At 64.3% G+C, this 16,029-nt stretch carries 18 protein-coding genes and 1 pseudogene; 9 read left to right on the top strand and 10 right to left on the bottom strand.

Going from position 1 to position 16,029, the window contains the following annotated elements; genetic code table 11:
• The first annotated feature begins 211 nt into the window (after positions 1-211).
• Positions 212-622, top strand: coding sequence for a hotdog fold thioesterase (locus tag IEX97_RS02180; protein ID WP_188880941.1), 411 nt, complete (start codon positions 212-214; stop codon positions 620-622).
• A gap of 133 nt (positions 623-755) precedes the next feature.
• On the opposite strand, the gene IEX97_RS02175 is transcribed toward IEX97_RS02180, so the two are convergent.
• Positions 756-968, bottom strand: a complete 213-nt coding sequence (locus IEX97_RS02175; RefSeq protein ID WP_188880879.1) for a hypothetical protein — start codon at positions 966-968, stop codon at positions 756-758.
• 406 nt (positions 969-1,374) lie between these two features.
• Between IEX97_RS02175 and IEX97_RS02170 the strand changes: the two genes are divergently transcribed.
• Entirely contained in the window at positions 1,375-2,097 is a 723-nt protein-coding gene (locus IEX97_RS02170) for a DUF421 domain-containing protein (protein WP_229776251.1), read from the top strand.
• Here IEX97_RS02170 and IEX97_RS02165 read toward each other — a convergent pair.
• From IEX97_RS02165 to IEX97_RS13940, 4 genes and pseudogenes are all read right to left on the bottom strand, one after another.
• Entirely contained in the window at positions 2,063-2,824 is a 762-nt protein-coding gene (locus IEX97_RS02165; protein WP_188880877.1) for a type 1 glutamine amidotransferase, read from the bottom strand. The two genes, IEX97_RS02170 and IEX97_RS02165, sit on opposite strands and share 35 nt — an antisense overlap.
• Positions 2,766-4,169 (bottom strand): Mur ligase family protein, encoded by a 1,404-nt coding sequence (locus IEX97_RS02160; RefSeq protein ID WP_229776249.1) that lies wholly within the window; start codon positions 4,167-4,169, stop codon positions 2,766-2,768. Before IEX97_RS02160 ends, IEX97_RS02165 begins: the two co-directional genes overlap by 59 nt.
• A 37-nt stretch (positions 4,170-4,206) precedes the next feature.
• Positions 4,207-4,479: a putative peptidoglycan binding domain-containing protein gene (locus tag IEX97_RS13945; RefSeq protein WP_308426175.1), complete on the bottom strand. Its 273-nt coding sequence runs from the start codon at positions 4,477-4,479 to the stop codon at positions 4,207-4,209.
• Positions 4,480-4,497: 18 nt separating this feature from the next.
• Positions 4,498-5,001, bottom strand: a pseudogene (locus IEX97_RS13940) (DUF1028 domain-containing protein); the annotation flags it as partial.
• A 287-nt stretch (positions 5,002-5,288) separates the two neighbouring features.
• Here IEX97_RS13940 and thpR point away from each other — a divergent pair.
• Entirely contained in the window at positions 5,289-5,906 is a 618-nt protein-coding gene (gene thpR / locus IEX97_RS02150; RefSeq protein ID WP_188880875.1) for an RNA 2',3'-cyclic phosphodiesterase, read from the top strand.
• Here thpR and IEX97_RS02145 read toward each other — a convergent pair.
• From IEX97_RS02145 to IEX97_RS02135, 3 genes are all read right to left on the bottom strand, one after another.
• Positions 5,824-6,819 (bottom strand): MBL fold metallo-hydrolase, encoded by a 996-nt coding sequence (locus IEX97_RS02145; protein WP_188880874.1) that lies wholly within the window; start codon positions 6,817-6,819, stop codon positions 5,824-5,826. The two genes, thpR and IEX97_RS02145, sit on opposite strands and share 83 nt — an antisense overlap.
• A gap of 3 nt (positions 6,820-6,822) precedes the next feature.
• The gene (gene ftsW, locus IEX97_RS02140) at positions 6,823-8,232 is read right to left on the bottom strand and encodes a putative lipid II flippase FtsW (protein ID WP_188880873.1); all 1,410 of its coding nucleotides are present in this window, start codon (positions 8,230-8,232) and stop codon (positions 6,823-6,825) included.
• Between the two features lie 183 nt (positions 8,233-8,415).
• Entirely contained in the window at positions 8,416-8,808 is a 393-nt protein-coding gene (locus IEX97_RS02135) for a hypothetical protein (RefSeq protein WP_188880871.1), read from the bottom strand.
• Positions 8,809-9,038: 230 nt separating this feature from the next.
• Here IEX97_RS02135 and IEX97_RS02130 point away from each other — a divergent pair, with 230 nt between their 5' ends.
• The gene (locus IEX97_RS02130; protein ID WP_188880870.1) at positions 9,039-10,217 is read left to right on the top strand and encodes an FtsW/RodA/SpoVE family cell cycle protein; all 1,179 of its coding nucleotides are present in this window, start codon (positions 9,039-9,041) and stop codon (positions 10,215-10,217) included.
• An 80-nt stretch (positions 10,218-10,297) separates the two neighbouring features.
• Complete coding sequence (locus IEX97_RS02125; RefSeq protein ID WP_188880869.1) at positions 10,298-11,476, top strand: aminotransferase class I/II-fold pyridoxal phosphate-dependent enzyme; 1,179 nt, start codon at positions 10,298-10,300, stop codon at positions 11,474-11,476.
• 54 nt (positions 11,477-11,530) lie between these two features.
• On the opposite strand, the gene IEX97_RS02120 is transcribed toward IEX97_RS02125, so the two are convergent.
• Both IEX97_RS02120 and IEX97_RS02115 read right to left on the bottom strand, forming a co-directional pair.
• On the bottom strand, positions 11,531-12,205 hold the full coding sequence (locus IEX97_RS02120; RefSeq protein WP_188880867.1) for a hypothetical protein: 675 nt from the start codon (positions 12,203-12,205) through the stop codon (positions 11,531-11,533).
• 11 nt (positions 12,206-12,216) lie between these two features.
• Positions 12,217-12,855, bottom strand: a complete 639-nt coding sequence (locus tag IEX97_RS02115; RefSeq protein ID WP_188880866.1) for a SpoIID/LytB domain-containing protein — start codon at positions 12,853-12,855, stop codon at positions 12,217-12,219.
• A gap of 255 nt (positions 12,856-13,110) precedes the next feature.
• Here IEX97_RS02115 and IEX97_RS02110 point away from each other — a divergent pair, with 255 nt between their 5' ends.
• The 4 genes from IEX97_RS02110 to IEX97_RS02095 are packed head-to-tail and all read left to right on the top strand — an operon-like array spanning position 13,111 to position 15,960.
• Positions 13,111-13,605, top strand: coding sequence for a YwhD family protein (locus IEX97_RS02110; RefSeq protein ID WP_188880865.1), 495 nt, complete (start codon positions 13,111-13,113; stop codon positions 13,603-13,605).
• Positions 13,602-15,056 (top strand): aminotransferase class I/II-fold pyridoxal phosphate-dependent enzyme, encoded by a 1,455-nt coding sequence (locus tag IEX97_RS02105; protein WP_188880864.1) that lies wholly within the window; start codon positions 13,602-13,604, stop codon positions 15,054-15,056. Before IEX97_RS02110 ends, IEX97_RS02105 begins: the two co-directional genes overlap by 4 nt.
• 60 nt (positions 15,057-15,116) lie before the next feature.
• The gene (locus tag IEX97_RS02100) at positions 15,117-15,599 is read left to right on the top strand and encodes a peroxiredoxin (protein ID WP_188880863.1); all 483 of its coding nucleotides are present in this window, start codon (positions 15,117-15,119) and stop codon (positions 15,597-15,599) included.
• Positions 15,600-15,606: 7 nt separating this feature from the next.
• Entirely contained in the window at positions 15,607-15,960 is a 354-nt protein-coding gene (locus IEX97_RS02095) for a HesB/IscA family protein (RefSeq protein ID WP_188880861.1), read from the top strand.
• The last annotated feature ends 69 nt before the right edge of the window (positions 15,961-16,029 follow it).

Genomic DNA, 16,029 nt, shown 5'->3' with positions numbered 1-16,029 from the left:
CGGGGCCATCTGGTATCATCTTCACAGCGGGGCCTGCGCCGGCGTACGCCGGTGCGAGGCCCCGGCTTGTGTATGCCCGGCTGCCGCGCCACGATCCATACTTGGTGAGCGCGCTGTACGGCGGACGGGGAGCATGGGAAACCGCGCGGGAGGAGGTGTGGTGAACCGCATGGCGGATGAGCGCATGTCGGCGCGCGACGCGTCGACTTTGGTGAGCGGCAACATGTTGGAAGTCCTCGGGATGAAGATAGAACGTCTCGACCCGGACTGTGTGGTGATGACGATGCCCGTCGATGACCGGACGCGCCAGCCGTTCGGTTATCTGCACGGCGGCGCATCCGTGGCGTTGGCGGAGACGGCCGCGAGCATAGGCACCTGGCAGTACATTGACTTGGAGCGACAAGCGGCGTTCGGCATCGAGATCAACGCCAATCATGTGCGGTCAAAACGGGAAGGCGTCATCCGGGCTACGGCGACGCCGTTGCACAAAGGTCGCACCATCATGGTCTGGGACATCCGCATCTGCGATGAGGATGGACGCTTGGTGTGTGTCTCACGCTGCACGGTAGCCATTGTCGAGCGGCGCGACCATTCGGGTTCATCTGTGCAGGATGGAGGGTGACAGGGTGTTCGTTTGATCTGCGACATCGTGGGTAGCGCCCGCCGGGCCTGACGGCGGGCTGCCGCAGCAAACGATTGGCATCGCCACGGCGAGATGGGCGCAACCGGCTCGCGCGCAGCAACTGCATCGGCACTCACTCCACTTCCCGCGATGGATGGCTGGCCACGGTGGACGGAGCATAGAGCCGCCTGAAGACGATGACGAGGTTGTCGCGCTCCCTCCGAATGTCGACGATTTTGATCTCCGAACGTTCCATCAGGGTGCGGATCTCCTTGAGTTTGGAAGGCCATTCCACCAACACAGAACGAGGCAGCGTGATGGTCTCGAATACGCTCGCACGATCCATCTCCATACCTCCTCTGCTGCGTGCCACGCCTGCTGTGGACAGGCGAGCGGCACATTCGCTTCGGGCCTGGGCCAAAACGTAATGAAACATTACACATACAATGCGTTGAAACATAGATGCGATAAAAAATTGTACCCATCACGGCGTGACCGCTGCCCGGATCCGTATCATCTGCGATGTATCATAACACAAAACACCCGCATCCGCCACTACAATATGTTAAAAAATATTACAAACGAAAACAGGGCGCGCATGTCCCCGCGTAAGGATATTCACGCGCGCCTTCGCGGTGTGCTTCGCTGCTTGTCTTAGCTGGCAGGAAACATGATGGCAGGTGCGGTTTCCAAACCGGGCAAGTGGGCATACCAAATCATGAGCCATGCCGCAAGGAAACGGAGCCGGAATGATGCATATCCACTGGGGAGAGTTGGTTTTTTCCACCCTGAGTACGCTCATCACGTTCACCGTTCTGCTCATTCTCGTCCGCTGGATTGGCAGCACCCAGTTGACGCAGTTGACCTATTTCAACTGGGTCGCGGGAGCAAGCATGGGCAATCTGGCAGCCAACATGATGGCGACGCACGACATGGCGACGTGGCGAAACAATCTGTATGCGCTCGTCTTGTTCACTGCGTGCGCCATCGCGGCAGCGTATCTCGCGCTCAAAAGCCGCCGGTTCCGCCAAGTGGCGTCCGGAGAACCGATTGTACTCATCCACAAAGGTGCACTCGTGCGCGACAACCTTCGCCGGACCAAGGTCAACGTCGATGTGTTGATGATGCTCCTGCGGGAAAAGGGGTATTTCAGCTATGACGAGATTGAGTACGGCATCCTCGAACCGACCGGCAATCTCAGCATTCTGCCGGTGCAAGCCGCGCAATCGGTCGCCAAGGTCGACCTGGTGCGCAAGCCGGATCTCTCCGGGGAGGATGGTGGGCCTTACATCGAACTGGTGGTGGATGGGGAACTGGATCGCGACAAGTTGGCGGAAACCGGCCGCAGTGAAGCGTGGGTGGAGGAACAGATCCGTGCTCACGGCGGCCAAGGATTGGAAGATGTCCTGTATCTGGCTGTGAATCAACGTGGCGACGTGGTCATCGACTTGCACCGGCGCCGTCCCCCCGCCTGAGACCACGTCCCACCACAATCCGCCGCTGGAAAAACGCTTCGTGCGCTAAAAGTTCCAGCGCGTCATCGAGCGGGGAAAGTTCGGCCGGCGCACCGGCGTACGCGAGTGCAAGCTGAAGGACGAAGTCGGCGAGGCGCGGGTTTTTCGGGAGCAGGGGCCCGTGGATGTAGGTGCCGATCACGTTCTGATAACGCACGCCTTCCTTGCCGTCCTGGCCGTTGTTGCCGTGGCCGTGGAGGACGGTGCCGAGCGGGAGATGGCGGTGTTCCGTCCGGCCGGCGTGATTCTCGAAACCGACAATCCGCCCGCACTCAGGCGATTCGATGGCGATGTTGCCGATGAGGCGGGTGGAACCTGCCGTGGTGCGCATATCGAGCAGGCCCAATCCGGGCACCTTCAACCCTTCCGCCGTTTCGTAATACTCTCCCAACAATTGATACCCGCCGCAAATGGCGAGCAGAGGTAATCCGGACGCCACGGCGGAAGCCCATTCTGCCCGCTGTTTCCGCAACACCTCGCCGACCAGGGCCTGCTCCCGGTCGGATCCCCCGCCAAGGAGTACCAGATGGTACCGCGAGAGATGAAGCGGATCGTCCCGCCGCACCTGTTCGACCTCGACCGGGATGCCTCGCCACGCCAAACGGCGGCGGAGGGTTAGGATGTTGCCTTTATCCGCGTACAGATTCAGGAGATCTGGAAACAGGTGGGCTATCCGGATGGGTTTCATCGTTTTTCCTCCCTGCGTCCCAACTGGCGGTACCGGACGTCGTGTCGGCGCGCCGTGTCAAATGACGTGCCGCAGGATACAACGCGGTGTACGTGGCAAGGACGTACAGCGAAACACCGCGGGCGGCCGCGCGGTCGAGCGCGGCGTCGATGGCCGGTTCGATGCCTGGCACCGGGACGATGGCGGCTGCGGGGAGTCCGGCGTACTTCAGCCGTACCGCCATATCCTCAGCGCGCAGGCCGCCGGCGACACAAAACGCGGGTTGAATCCTGTCCGGCAACCATTCGAAGTCCGCGTCCCACAGCCAGGAAACGTCCCGCCCGTCGGCCGCCAGGTCGTTGATGAGGATGCAGAACCCCTTGTCGCCTGGCTCAGCCGCGATGGCGGCGAGCACGCTGTCACAGCCCGCCGGGTTCTTGATGAGATTCAATACCGAAACGGGGGTGGTCGCGAACGGCTGCATCCGGCCGAGCGGCGGCACAAACGACTGGAGTCCGCGTTCAATCTGCCCGGCGGACAGGCCGCTGACCCGGGCTGCAGCTACGGCGGCCAGGGCGTTGTACGCATTGAACAGACCGCGGGTGGGCAGAGGGAACGACATGCCCGGAAGCCCTTCCTGATGGACGTGCAGCCGTCCCGGTTCATACTGCCCGCAAAATGTGGGATGGGGCTGGACAAAATCGCAGTGGGTACAAGCATACTGGCCCAGTTGGCCGTAAAAGAACCCGTCGTAGCGCAAGGGGTGGCCGCAGCGCAGGCAGAACGCGCCATCGCGCATCACCTCGCGCTCGAGGGGATGCAGATGGCCGCGGTGCATACCAAAATAGACGACATGATGCGTGCCCAAGGAAAGACCGACGTGGCGCACGAGCGGATCGTCGCCGTTGAGGACGAGGCTGGCGGCCGTCCGGGCGAGTCCTTCGGTCACCTTGCGCACCGTCGTGTCCAGCTCTCCGTAACGGTCGAGCTGATCGCGGAACAGGTTGGTGACCACGGCCACCCGGATGGGGAGATACGGCGCCACCACCGGCAGGGTCGCTTCGTCCACTTCGAACACCGCGGTCCGCACCCGCAGCCGTCCCGTCCAGCTCGCCGCGCGCAACAACGCGGTCAGAATGCCCTGCTGCATGTTGGCGCCTTCCGCGTTGTGAATGACCGGCTCCCCTGCTGCGAACATCCGCGAGAGCATGGCCGTCGTCGTGGTCTTGCCATTGGTACCGGTCACCACAGCGCAGAAATTCAGCTGGCGGGCGAGCCGGGCGAAAAGGCGCGGGGAGATGCGAAGCGCCATCTTGCCCGGTAAGCTGGTCGCGCGCCGTCCGAAGCGCTGCATGAGCCAGAGCACACATTTGCCTATCCAAAGTCCAATCAACCGTCTTCCCTCACTTGGTGGCCTCCGGACTCAGGTGGTCCCGCATGTAAGCGAGAACCTTCTGGTCGATGAATGGCTGGTCTGACCAACGCTCCTCGAAATTCTCCGTTTGGAAGTACGCCGCAAGCGAAGCACGCGTGCCGGCATCGTATGCGGGGCCTTCTCCGACCTGGTATCCCGCCCGGCGCAGCAGGCGGCGCACCTCGTCCAGCGTCTCGCCTTGCAACGGGATGAGGTCTTCAGCTTGCGGCCGTTCAAAATACAGACGGTGGAGGCTGAGCAACCGGCTCAGTTCTTCAATGGGGGACGGATGGTCGTCGACGCGCAGGTCGATGTAGCGGTCGTTGAAGCCACCATAGCCGCCTTTTGGTTTCGCCACATAGATGGCGGCCGACTGCATGCCGCGCCGGTCACCGCCCGCCTGTTGACCGGCCGCGAGCGCGGCGAGCATGCGTTCGGGCAAGGGGCCTGAACTCGCTCGGAAAGCGCGCGCCATCTCCTCAACGACCGCCGCGCCGGCGAGGATGTTTCCTTGGCAAGCGAATCCTTCTCCCGCGATCCCGCCCGCCCACGGGAAACACGCGCTGCCGGTGTACGTGGCGCTTCTCCCCTCCCTGTCCACGATGCCCACCTGCCGGTGTTCGCGGTCCGGGTCTTCCGCGAGCAGACGGGCCAGAACCTCCTCCGGAGAGAAACCTTGGCGCAACAGCGCGAGCCCCTGCGGGCCGTACGATGTGTTCGCCCAAGCCTGGGTGGCCACGGCGCCCGCGTCGGCAGCCACCCACGGCACCGCGGAGCCGACCGCGAGAAACTTCGATTACACCGCGACACCCACCTCGCCGCGCAGGGGATCGGCGGCCGCGATGGAATAAGTGGCCACCAGGGGATATCCTCCGTGTGTTCGCGTGCGTGCCACGTGCGTTCACCTTGTGCCCGGTGCATGTATCACCTGGAATCTGTCTCAACCGGATTATACTATACTTGCCTGAGACTCGCCGGCGGTGGACCGGATGGCGGCAGAAAGCCGGATGGCGTTGCGTGCGGATGGTGTGTAATCAGACGGATGGCACGGCCGGTGAGGGGGGAGATGTCGTGAGGCTGTTTTTCGGCGTACCCGTGCCAGCGGAACTGGCCCGCGAGATAGGTGCCTGGACGCGGTCGTTGCAGGCGTTCGGCATTCGCGCAGCCAATTGGTCGCGGCCCGACTTGTATCACGTGACGGTGTTGTTTCTCGGTGAGTTGCCCCCGGCGGCCATATCGCAACTCGATGCCATTGGCCGGCGCGCGGCGGCCCAGGTGGCGCCGTTTCGCCTCCGCTTTGCAGAGGTGGGGGCGTTTGCACACAACCGGGTGCTGTGGCTGGGATTGGCGGATGACGAGGGCATGGCGGCGTTGCAGCGGTTGCACGTTGCGGTACGCGCCGGGGTGGCGGACGCCCGGGTGGCGGCGGTCGATCCGCGGCCGTTCCGGGCGCACATGACCTTGGCGCGCCAGTTGGACGTGGCGCACTTCACCGCGTTGACGCGCCAAGCACGGGGATGGAACAAGATGGCGGACGTCACCCAAACCTGGGCGATGGACGTGCCGGCCCTCTGCCTGTTCGCTTCCACCCGCGAGGGCGGCCGCCTCACCTACCCAGTGGTGGCGATGTATCCGCTGTCCGGTCTGTCTCACGGCGGCGGAGATAGTGGAGAAGCCCTTTTGCGTTGAGCATCAGGTCGAACGCGAGCGGCGAGAGGTCCAGGTCATGGGCAGCCAGGCCGCGGGCCGCGAGATCCTCGTGAATCCACGCGCGCAACGCATCCTCCAGCTCATCCTCGGTCCACATCCCTGCGTCCTGCCGGGAGACCAGACCTGCCCACGCCCAGGCAATCCGCTCCGTCTCCGCCAGTGCCTCCTCGCGGCCGGCGCGGCCGCCATGCGTATGGAAGACCCAAGTGAACGGTTGCGCAGCAAGCATCGCGGCCGTTTGGCTGACTTGGTCGGGATCAAAATCGACCGGGGACGTGGAGGGCAGGGTCAGGTCGAACGCCCATCCCGTGTATTCGCGCCGGTACCGGATGCCGAGTGCATCGCCCGCGAACAGCGCATCGCTCACCGGGTCGAGGATGGTGAAGTGGTGGCGTGCGTGGCCTGGCGAGTCGAAAAACGTGAGCGTCCTTGCCCCCAGGTGCAAGGTTTCGCCGTGCTGGCGCACGAGCACCTGGTCCGCCGGGACCGGCTGGATGCTGCCGAACAGCCTGGCCGTCGCAGCGGGGCCGTACACCGCTTCGGCCCCGGCCCACAGGCGGCTTGGGTCCTGCATGTGCCGGGCACCGCGCGGATGGACGACCAACCGCGCCTGCGGCGCCAGGCGCATGAACTGTCCGGCGCCGCCCGCGTGGTCGAGGTGGACGTGGGTGACGATGACGTATGCCAGGTCGGCAGGTTGGACACCGAGGGCAGCCAAGGATGCCAACAGGATGTCGTGGGCGCGCGCGCTGCCGGTCTCAATCAGCGCCGGACGTTCGTCGAGGATGAGGTAAGCCCATGTCCGGTGCGGCTGCCCCTGTTCGTACAGGTCGATGCCGTACACCCCTTGGCCGTACGGTTCCACCCGCACCGGTCCGGGAAGCGGCTCCATCCATCATCGCCCCTTTCCGCCGCGTGGCGGTTTTTTGCGCGTGGGAGAGGGTTGGTTGCGTTCGCGCCAGGAGAGGATGCTCCCCTGTGTGCGGCGGTTCGGATCGTTGCGGTCGCGATCGCGCAGGTTCGCCGCCCGGGCGGCCGCCGCTTCCTGCCGGGCGCGCCAGGTAGAGCTGGCGGCAGGTTGTGTCCGCACACCGCCCGGGCTTGTCCGGACCAAGGATCCGGAGGCGGGACGGGTCGCCGGACGCCGCGCAGCTTGCACGGTGCGCACGTCGATCACCTCGGCCAGCGCATCCGCTTCGGGTTCTTCCTCGAGCGTGTGGCGCGAGATACCGAGGACCACCCCGAGCGCCGCCAGGTTCACCAAGAGCGACGTGCCGCCGTAGCTGATGAATGGCAACGGGATCCCGGTGACCGGCAGCAAACCGGAGACGGCGCCCAGGTTGATGAGCGCCTTGATCCCGATGAGGCTCGTGATGCCCGTGGCGGCCAGCGCGCTGAACCGGTCCGGTGCGTGCCGGGCGATGCGGAGGCCGCGCCAGATCAGCATGGCGAAGGCGATGAGCAGCGCGGCGCCGCCGACAATCCCCCACTCTTCCACGATGACCGGAAAAATGAAATCGGTTTGCGGAAACGGGAGGTAGCCGGTCTTGGCCAAACTCATGTCGAAACCGCGGCCGAACCATCCTCCGGACGCAATGGCGGTCCAGCCTTGCAGCAACTGGTAGGCTGCGTCGTCGTGATTTTGAAACGGATGAAGAAACGCGGTCAAACGACCCTTGCGGTACGGCGCGGCCAGGGCGATGGCGACGAGGACGGGAATGGCCGCCCCCGCGAGCAAAAGGAGCGGGCGCAGGCGGGCGCCGGACACGAACAGCACCACCGCGGCGGCGGCCAACAACGTCAAACCTGTGCCCATGTCGGGCTCGGCCATGATGAGCGCGAACACCACGCCGACCACGATGACGGCAGGCAGCACGCCCCGCCGGAAGTGATGCAACAACATCGCCTTTTTCGTGAAGAAGTACGCCAAATACAAGATGACCGCGAAGATGGCCAACTCGGACGGCTGCAGGTGCACCGCGCCGGTGCCAATCCAGCGCCGGCCGCCGAACTGGCTTTGGCCAATCAACAAAACCAGGATCAAAAGCGGGATCGACAACAGTGCCGCCGGGGCTGCCACACGGTACCAGAACCGGGTGGGTACGTACATCAGCGCCGACATCGCCGCCACGCCGATGGCCGCCCAGATGAGCTGCCGGATGGCGTAGTAGTCGGCCGGCAGACCGTGATGGAGCGCTTCGACGGTGCTGGCGGAGAACACGGTGATGACGCCCGCCGCGGTCAGGATGACGGCGGTGAAGTACAGGACATAGTCTGGAGCATGAGATGCGGCGCGTCCGTCCATGCACACCACCTTCTTCGCCGAGGCTTCCGCCTGTGCTCGGTGCACCGTGGTGCGGCAGCCGGCCGGGAAACCGGGCCGCTGCCGCACCGCGGTGAAGCGCTCAACCCGTATCGTGGATCGACAAAAAAGCCATTCGACAAAGAGGCGCGGTTCCCTGCCGCACGGACCTCCGAACGGGCGGTGTCACCACCAGTGCATGCCGATGGCGGTGATCCCGATCACGGCTGCCAACGGGATGGCCAAGTGCCAACCACTCACAGGCCGCGGCGGCGGTCCACCGGGCGGCCCCCATGGTCCGGGCCCCCACGGTCCTGGCCCTGGTCCCCACGGCCCCGGCCCCCCATGCCCTGGCCCTGGTCCCCACGGCCCTGGATTTGGTCTCGGACCAGGGCCGAAACGGACCAGGGGGGTGATTCCGAACGACAAACCTGGCGCCGGTGCAGCGGGCAGGCGGTGGACCGCGAGGATGAGGTGCGTGCGGTTGCAGTGCACCAGGACGCCGCGGAACGTGCCGAAATGGGTGTGGCACGCGACGGGGTGGCCGAGGAACTTCCGGATCCATTTGTACATGCTCATGGGTGAACGCCTCCTTCGCTCGCCACCAGTCTATGGGGCAACCGCCGGGCCGGGCGCGGCGAATGCACAAAGGCGAGGTTCGGCACCGGACCCGCCGCAGACCGGCCTGTGCACCCGTGGTCTTGTCCGCTATAATGGAGCGGGAACATGGGCATGCGCGTGACGCCGCGGACACCCCGCAGCGCCAGGGCCGGTACAGGCTGACGGCGGTCGGAGAGAGGAGGGCGGGGATGGAAGGCCTGCGCAAGAACGTCAAGCGGATCGACTATTTGTTGTTGTTTGCGCTGCTCGGACTGGCGGTGTTCGGGTGTCTGGCCATCCTGGCCTCCACGTATGGCAAAAGCGGCACCAACGTCCCTGCCAACGCATTTGCCAAACAGGTGATGTTTGAAGTATTGGGCACAGGCGCGATGGCGTTGACCGCCTCGATGGACTACCGCAGCCTGCGCAAGGTGTACAAGTGGATGTACGCGGTTTCCGTCTTCCTGCTGGTTGTCGTCATGTTCATGCCGTCGCGCTTCGGCGCGCACGCATGGATTCCGCTGGGGCCGCTCAGCTTTCAGCCGTCCGAATTGGCGAAGCTGGCGCTCATCGTGGCCATTGCCGGGTACATGGCGGATGTCGACGAGTCAGAATTCCCGGACTACGGCTGGAAGACCGCCTTGCCGGTCATCGGTATGTTCCTCGTCCCGTTTGCGCTGACGCTCAAAGAGCCTGCGCTCGGCCAGGCTCTGGTGATGTTTGCCATCACGTTCTTCATGTACATGGTGTTCGCCAAGCGGTCGTACTTCCTGCTCATGTTCGGCTTGTTCGTGTTGGTCATCGCCGGCTTGACCGCCGTCGCGCTGGCGTATTCGGAGCAAGCGGTGGTCGTCATCCAATGGATGGTCAAGCACCACCTGCTGCAAGGGTTTCAAGCCCAGCGCATCCTGACGTGGCTCGATCCGAATTACTCGCTGACCCAGTACGGCTACAACGTCCATCAGGCCCAGATTGCTGTCGGATCGGGCCAGGTTTTCGGCGAAGGCTTCCTCAACGGCATCGAGACGCGCGGCAACTGGATCCCGAACCAATGGACCGACTTCATCTTCACCGCCGTCGCGGAAGAGTTCGGTTTCGTGGGTTCGAGCCTGCTGATTTTGTTCTTCTTGTTGCTCTTCGACCGGCTTGTGCGCATCGCCGCCGGCAGCCAGGACACGTTCGGCACGTACATCGTGGTCGGCATCGTGGCGATGTTCGCGTTTCAGGTCTTTGAGAACATCGGCATGAACATGTACCTGAGCCCTTCCACCGGCATCACGCTGCCGTTCATCAGCTACGGAGGCAGTTCACTCATCATCAACTACGTCGCGGTGGGGCTCGCCTTGAGCGTGTCGCTGCGCCGCAAGGCGCTGCGCTTTACGGGATGAGCCAGCCTCAGGGGTCAGCGTCTGCGGAAGACCTTGTTCACCAGCGCTGTCTGGCAAGTTTGTCCAAGGGGGAGTGCGGGATGCCGATTCCGATGGCGGACCGGATGCACCGGTTGCCGAAGCAGTTTTTCGCCAACCTGGTCGCGCGGATTGAGGCGAAGGTCCGTGCCGGCCACGACGTCATCAACCTCGGACAGGGCAACCCGGACCTGCCTACCCCGCCGCACATCGTCGAGGCGTTGCGTGCCGCCGTGCTCGATCCGCGCACCCACCGCTATTCGCCGTTCACCGGCTTGCCTGCGTTGAAAGAGGCGGTTGCGGCGTTCTACGAGCGGGAATACGGCGTGCAGGTGGACCCAACGCAAGAGGTGGCCATCCTCTTTGGCGGCAAGGCGGGGCTCGTGGAGTTGAGCGAGGTGTTCCTCAACCCTGGGGACGCCGCGCTGGTCCCCGACCCAGGGTACCCGGACTACTGGAGCGGCATCGCGCTGGCCGGAGCGGAGATGATCCCGTACCGGCTCGAAGCCGGACGCGGGTTCCTGCCGGATTTGGCGCGTGTGCCGGAAGCGGACTGGCAGCGGGCCAAGCTCATCTTCGTCAACTACCCCAACAACCCGACCGGTGCGGTGGCGGATCTCTCCTTCTACGAGGAACTCGCCGCGTACGCCCGGCGCCACGGCGTGTGGGTGGTGCATGATTTCGCGTACGCAGCCATCGCGTTCGACGGTTTCCGGCCGCCTTCGTTCCTGCAGGTCAGCGGGGCAAAAGAACTCGGCGTCGAAATCTACACCCTCAGCAAGACGTACAACATGGCCGGATGGCGCGTGGCGTTTGCGGTCGGCCATCCGGACATCATCGCGGGCATCAACCTGATCCAGGACCACTACTATGTCTCTCTGTTCCCGGCGGTGCAACTCGCCGCTTGTGCCGCACTGCTCGGCCCGCAGGACTGTGTGCGGGAGCTGGCGGCGGTATACCAAGCCCGGCGCGACGCGTTTGTGGGGGCCCTCGCGGCGCACGGGTTGGCCTGCCCGCCGCAGCCTGGTTCGTTTTTCACCTGGATGCCGGTACCGCCGGGCTTTTCGTCTTCCGCTATGTTCGCCGATTTCCTCCTCGATCACGCCGATGTGGGCGTCGCCCCGGGGATTGGCTTTGGCCGCGGCGGGGAAGGGTACGTCCGGGTTGGCCTGCTCGCCCCGGAGGCGCGCTTGGTCGAAGCGGCGGAGCGGATCGCGAAGGCGGTGCAAAGCCGCCGCTGAACAGCGGATTTGCGCACCTCCATCGGCTGGGATCACGCCGTGCGCACGCCGCCGTCACGGGCGCTCGGGTCCTTCCCCGGGCTGGGTGCGGCTGCGGAACTTGTCGGCGAGCTCGACCAGCCAGATGTGGTGGTACGGCTCCTGGTAGAGCACCGGCTCGATGCGCCGGTCCTGGGGGCCGATTTTGTACATCCAGACGGTGGTCTCGGTCGGGATCCCCTCGTGCATCCGGATGCCGAGGTGGATGCTGTCCCGGTACCCGTTTTTATACGCAATCACGCCAAGTTGGCCATGGAGCTCGGCCACCATCGGCCGGTAGCGCGGATTGCGGATGACCGGTGCGTCGAACCACGGGGTGAAGCCGTCCGGACCGGTGGTGAGCCGCTGTTCCGTCTCAATCAACACGACTTCCGCACCTGGCAGCGGCTCAAGAGTCCGCCCGTCGATGACGCGCACGCGCAGACGGGAGGTGGGCCAAGGTACGTACGGCGAGAACGGCCGTCCGGTGCCAAAGCGGTCGGGCAGCGGACGGTCGGCCGCGGCCTGGCCCGGGGTGGCGACGTTCGGCGTGGTCCCTCGGGCAGTACCCGCATTGGCGCCGCCCTGCGCGGTGTGAGGATGGACCGGCATGGGCGTCTGTCCGGGTGAAGGTGCCGGCGGCTGGACCACCACCAGGGCGGCGGTGACAGCGAGGATGGGGCACCACAGGCTGAATGGCGGCACGTTCATCACGCTCCTCGTCAACGCACCCGATATTGGCGCAGGATGCGGTCCACGTAGTAAAACTGCAGGATCTGCAACCAGTTGCGTCCGCGCTCCGCCCAGTACTGTGAACCCCACTGTGCCATCTTCTGGGCGTTGCGGTATTGCCAGTTGGGGTCGTCGCGGATCCCCGCCCGGTAATTGAGCTCGACAATTTCGCCGTCCGGTTTGACATAGGCGTACGGGCGGATGGCCAAGATTGCGCGGTTGGTGTCCGGCTGGCGCGAGAGGTAGCGGAATGTCTGGAAGTTTACGGTGTTGTCCACATCGAACGTAAAGCCGTCGATGGTTATAGGATGAAGATGGTGGTACCAAGCGAACATTTTGACCGCCATCGCGCCGGCCTTGAGCGCTTCGATGTGCCATGAAGGCATCCATTCATTCGGCAGGACGTCTTCGCAATATTGGATGAAAGGCACCGTCTGGACGTACATGATCCGCCCGCGCGGATCGGCCTCGCCGCTGGGGTTCTCGGACCGGATGGCGACCCGGATCACGGCCGGTTCGGGCGTGTTGTCCACCGTCCACGGCTGGCGCGCTTGTGCGCGACCGGTGGTGTTGGCAAGGCAGGTGAACGCCGCAAACACGGTCAAGATCGCCTTGGGCAATCGATGCATCGCGTTCCCTCCGCTTCGTGGCCGGATCGCGTCAGGTAGCCACTTCGCCGGCCCCTTGCAGGTGCCAGACTGCAGTCGGCGCGACGGGGTGGACACGCCGGTTGGCGTGCTAGGTACAGGGTTCCCAAAACGAGGCAGGGCATGCAGCCGCATCGTGCATGCGGGTGTCCGGACACAAAACGGCGATGGTGTGACAGTGAACGCGGGCGGATGTACAATGATGGGCATGCGACAGGCGGGATGGGAGGCGATGTGATGGAGAAGCTCGGATTGACCGGCGCGTCCAAGCATACTGGGGACGACGCGCTGCGCGGATTGTCCGCCGTGTTGGTGGACGGTGACGAGGTCTTCGTCGATAACGGGGCCATACATGCCAAAAGCCGCGTGGAGCGGGGCATCGCGTTCGTCGACGACCGGGCTCTGGTGCCGCAACCACGGCACATCATCGGTTTTTGGATCACGTTGCATCGATTCGAGGGAGGCACGCAAGGCTTTTACGGCGCCATGCCGTTTCATCTGTGGATAGACAGCGAAGCGAAAAAGGGGTATAAGTCGTTGGCGGAGCAGGTCAAGGGGATGGAGAAGGCCATCCGCGGGACGGTGGATGTATCCTCCGTTCCGGCAGACGTCCGGCACCGCGTGGCAGCGTTTTTGCAGCAGATTCGGCCTGACCTGTGGGAGCATGCGGCCCCCGGTTTCCGCGAAGCGTTCCTGGCGGACGGAGCCGTGAGGGAGGACCAGACCCGTTGAATCAGGAGGAGACACCCCTCTTTGACGCCTTGTTGCGCCATGCGGCGCGCAACCCGGTTCAGTTTCACATCCCGGGCCACAAGCGGGGCCGCGGGATGAATTCGGAGTTCTTGCGCTTCATCGGCGAAAACGCGTGTTCCATCGACTTGATTAACATCGCGCCGCTCGACGACCTGCACCATCCGACGGGGCCCATCAAGTTGGCGCAGGAGTTGGCCGCCGAGGCGTTCGGCGCCGATGCCACGTATTTCTCCGTGCAAGGGACGAGCACCGCCATCATGACGATGGTACTCGCCACCGTCGGGCCGGGGGACAAGATCCTCGTCCCGCGCAACGTCCACAAGTCGGTGCTGACGGCCATCATGTTGGCCGATGCGCACCCGGTGTTTCTCCACCCGGAGGTGGATCACCAGTGGGGCATCGCCCACGGCCTCTCGGTGGAGACGGTGGCCAAGGCGCTTGCCGAACACCCGGACGCCAAGGCGCTGTTGGTCATCAATCCGACATACTTTGGCGTGGCCAACGACCTCAAGCGGATCGTGGATTTGGCGCATGCCCGCGGGATACCGGTGTTGGTCGACGAGGCGCACGGCGTGCACATCGGCTTCCACGAGGCGCTGCCTGTGTCGGCGATGCAGGCAGGCGCCGACATGGCGGCCACCAGCGTGCACAAGCTGGGCGGTTCACTCACGCAGTCGAGCGTGCTCAACGTGCGTGCCGGGTTGGTCGATCCTCGCCACGTCCAGGTGGTCATGAGCATGTTGACCACGACATCCACATCGTATTTGCTGCTCGCCTCCCTCGACGTGGCGCGCAAAGAGCTCGCGCTGCACGGGAGGGAGCGGGTCGAGCGCGCCATCCGCTTGGCGCAGGAAGCGCGGGCGCGTTTGAACCAGATTCCGGGCATCGCCTGCATGGGTGAGGAGATCCTGCACGACAGCGCCACGTATGCGCTCGACCCGACGAAGCTGACCATCTCGGTCAAGGATCTGGGGTTGCGCGGATACGATGTGGAGCGCATGCTGCGGGAAGAGTTCAACATCGAGGTGGAGTTGAGCGACCTGTACAACGTCTTGTGCATCATTTCGTGGGGAGATGACGAGCAAGACGTCGACCGCTTGGTCGCGGCGATGGCGGCCATCGCGGAGTCGTGCCGGGATCGGATCGGCAAGCGCCCGGTGCAGGTGAAGATCCCGTCGATGCCGGTGCTGAAGATGAGCCCGCGCAAGGCGTTTTACGCACCGACGGAGGTGGTGCCGTTGCACGCGTCGGTCGGGCGGATCATCGCCGAGATGATCATGGTCTATCCGCCTGGCATCCCCATCCTCTTGCCAGGTGAGGTCGTGACGCAGGATAATATTGACTACATCGAGGAAAACCTGCGGGCAGGTTTGCCCGTGCAAGGGACGGACGATCCGGAGATCCGGCACGTCAAGGTGGTGCGGGAGTGAGGCTGTGCACGCCATGCGCGCACGATGCCGGGCGTGGTGATCGAAAAGGAGGCATGGTGGATGGGGGCATTGACGGTGGGACAACCGGCGCCGGATTTCACGCTGCCGGCGCATGACGGCACGACGGTGTCGCTCCATGACCAGCGGGGGCACGTGGTGGTGTTGTTCTTCTATCCAAAGGACGACACGCCTGGGTGTACGCGGGAGAACTGCGCGTTCCGCGACCTTTACCCAGAGTTTGAACGCCTGGGTGCGCGTGTGTTCGGGGTATCGCGGGACTCGCTCAGCTCGCACCAGAAGTTTGCCGCCAAGTACGGTCTGAAGGCACCCTTGTTGTCGGACGAGGACGGTTCGGTGTGCGCTGCGTACGGCGTGCTCAAAGAAAAGAATATGTATGGCAAAACGTCCGTCGGGATTGAGCGGACCACGGTCGTGATCGACGCGGAAGGACGCGTCGCGCAGGTGTGGCCGAAGGTGAAGGTCGATGGCCACGCGGAAGCGGTGTTGGCGTTTGTCCGCAGCTTGACGCAGGGAGGAGTGTGAAGGCGATATGGTCACGCTCACAGACAGTGCGGTGGAGAAGGTCCGTTCGCTCACGGAGGACCGGGGACCGGAAGAGCGGGCATTGCGTATCTATGTGAAGCCGGGCGGTTGTTCGGGGTTCAGCTACGGTCTGGCCTTGGACGCCCCGCGGGAGGGCGACCGGGTTTTCGACGTGAAAGGCGTACAGGTGGTGGTCGACCCGGAGAGCCTCGAACTCGTCGACGGCTCGGAGATCGACTATGTGGACGACATCACCGGCCAAGGATTCAAGATCCACAATCCGAATGCCACGTCGATGTGCGGTTGCGGCGCGAGCTTCCGCACCGCCACCCGCGCCGGGCAACCTGGTTCTTGCGCTTGAGGGAGCCCAGGGGAACCATCCGGGCTGCGGCGTCGCGCAAGCCTGCAGGGGTCGCACAAGCCCTGAGGA

Source organism: Paenalicyclobacillus cellulosilyticus, from assembly GCF_014647315.1.
In the GTDB taxonomy this organism is placed as follows: domain Bacteria; phylum Bacillota; class Bacilli; order Alicyclobacillales; family Alicyclobacillaceae; genus Alicyclobacillus_J; species Alicyclobacillus_J cellulosilyticus.
The sequence above is the reverse complement of the archived record's forward strand: the minus strand, read 5'-3'. Positions and strand labels throughout refer to the sequence as shown.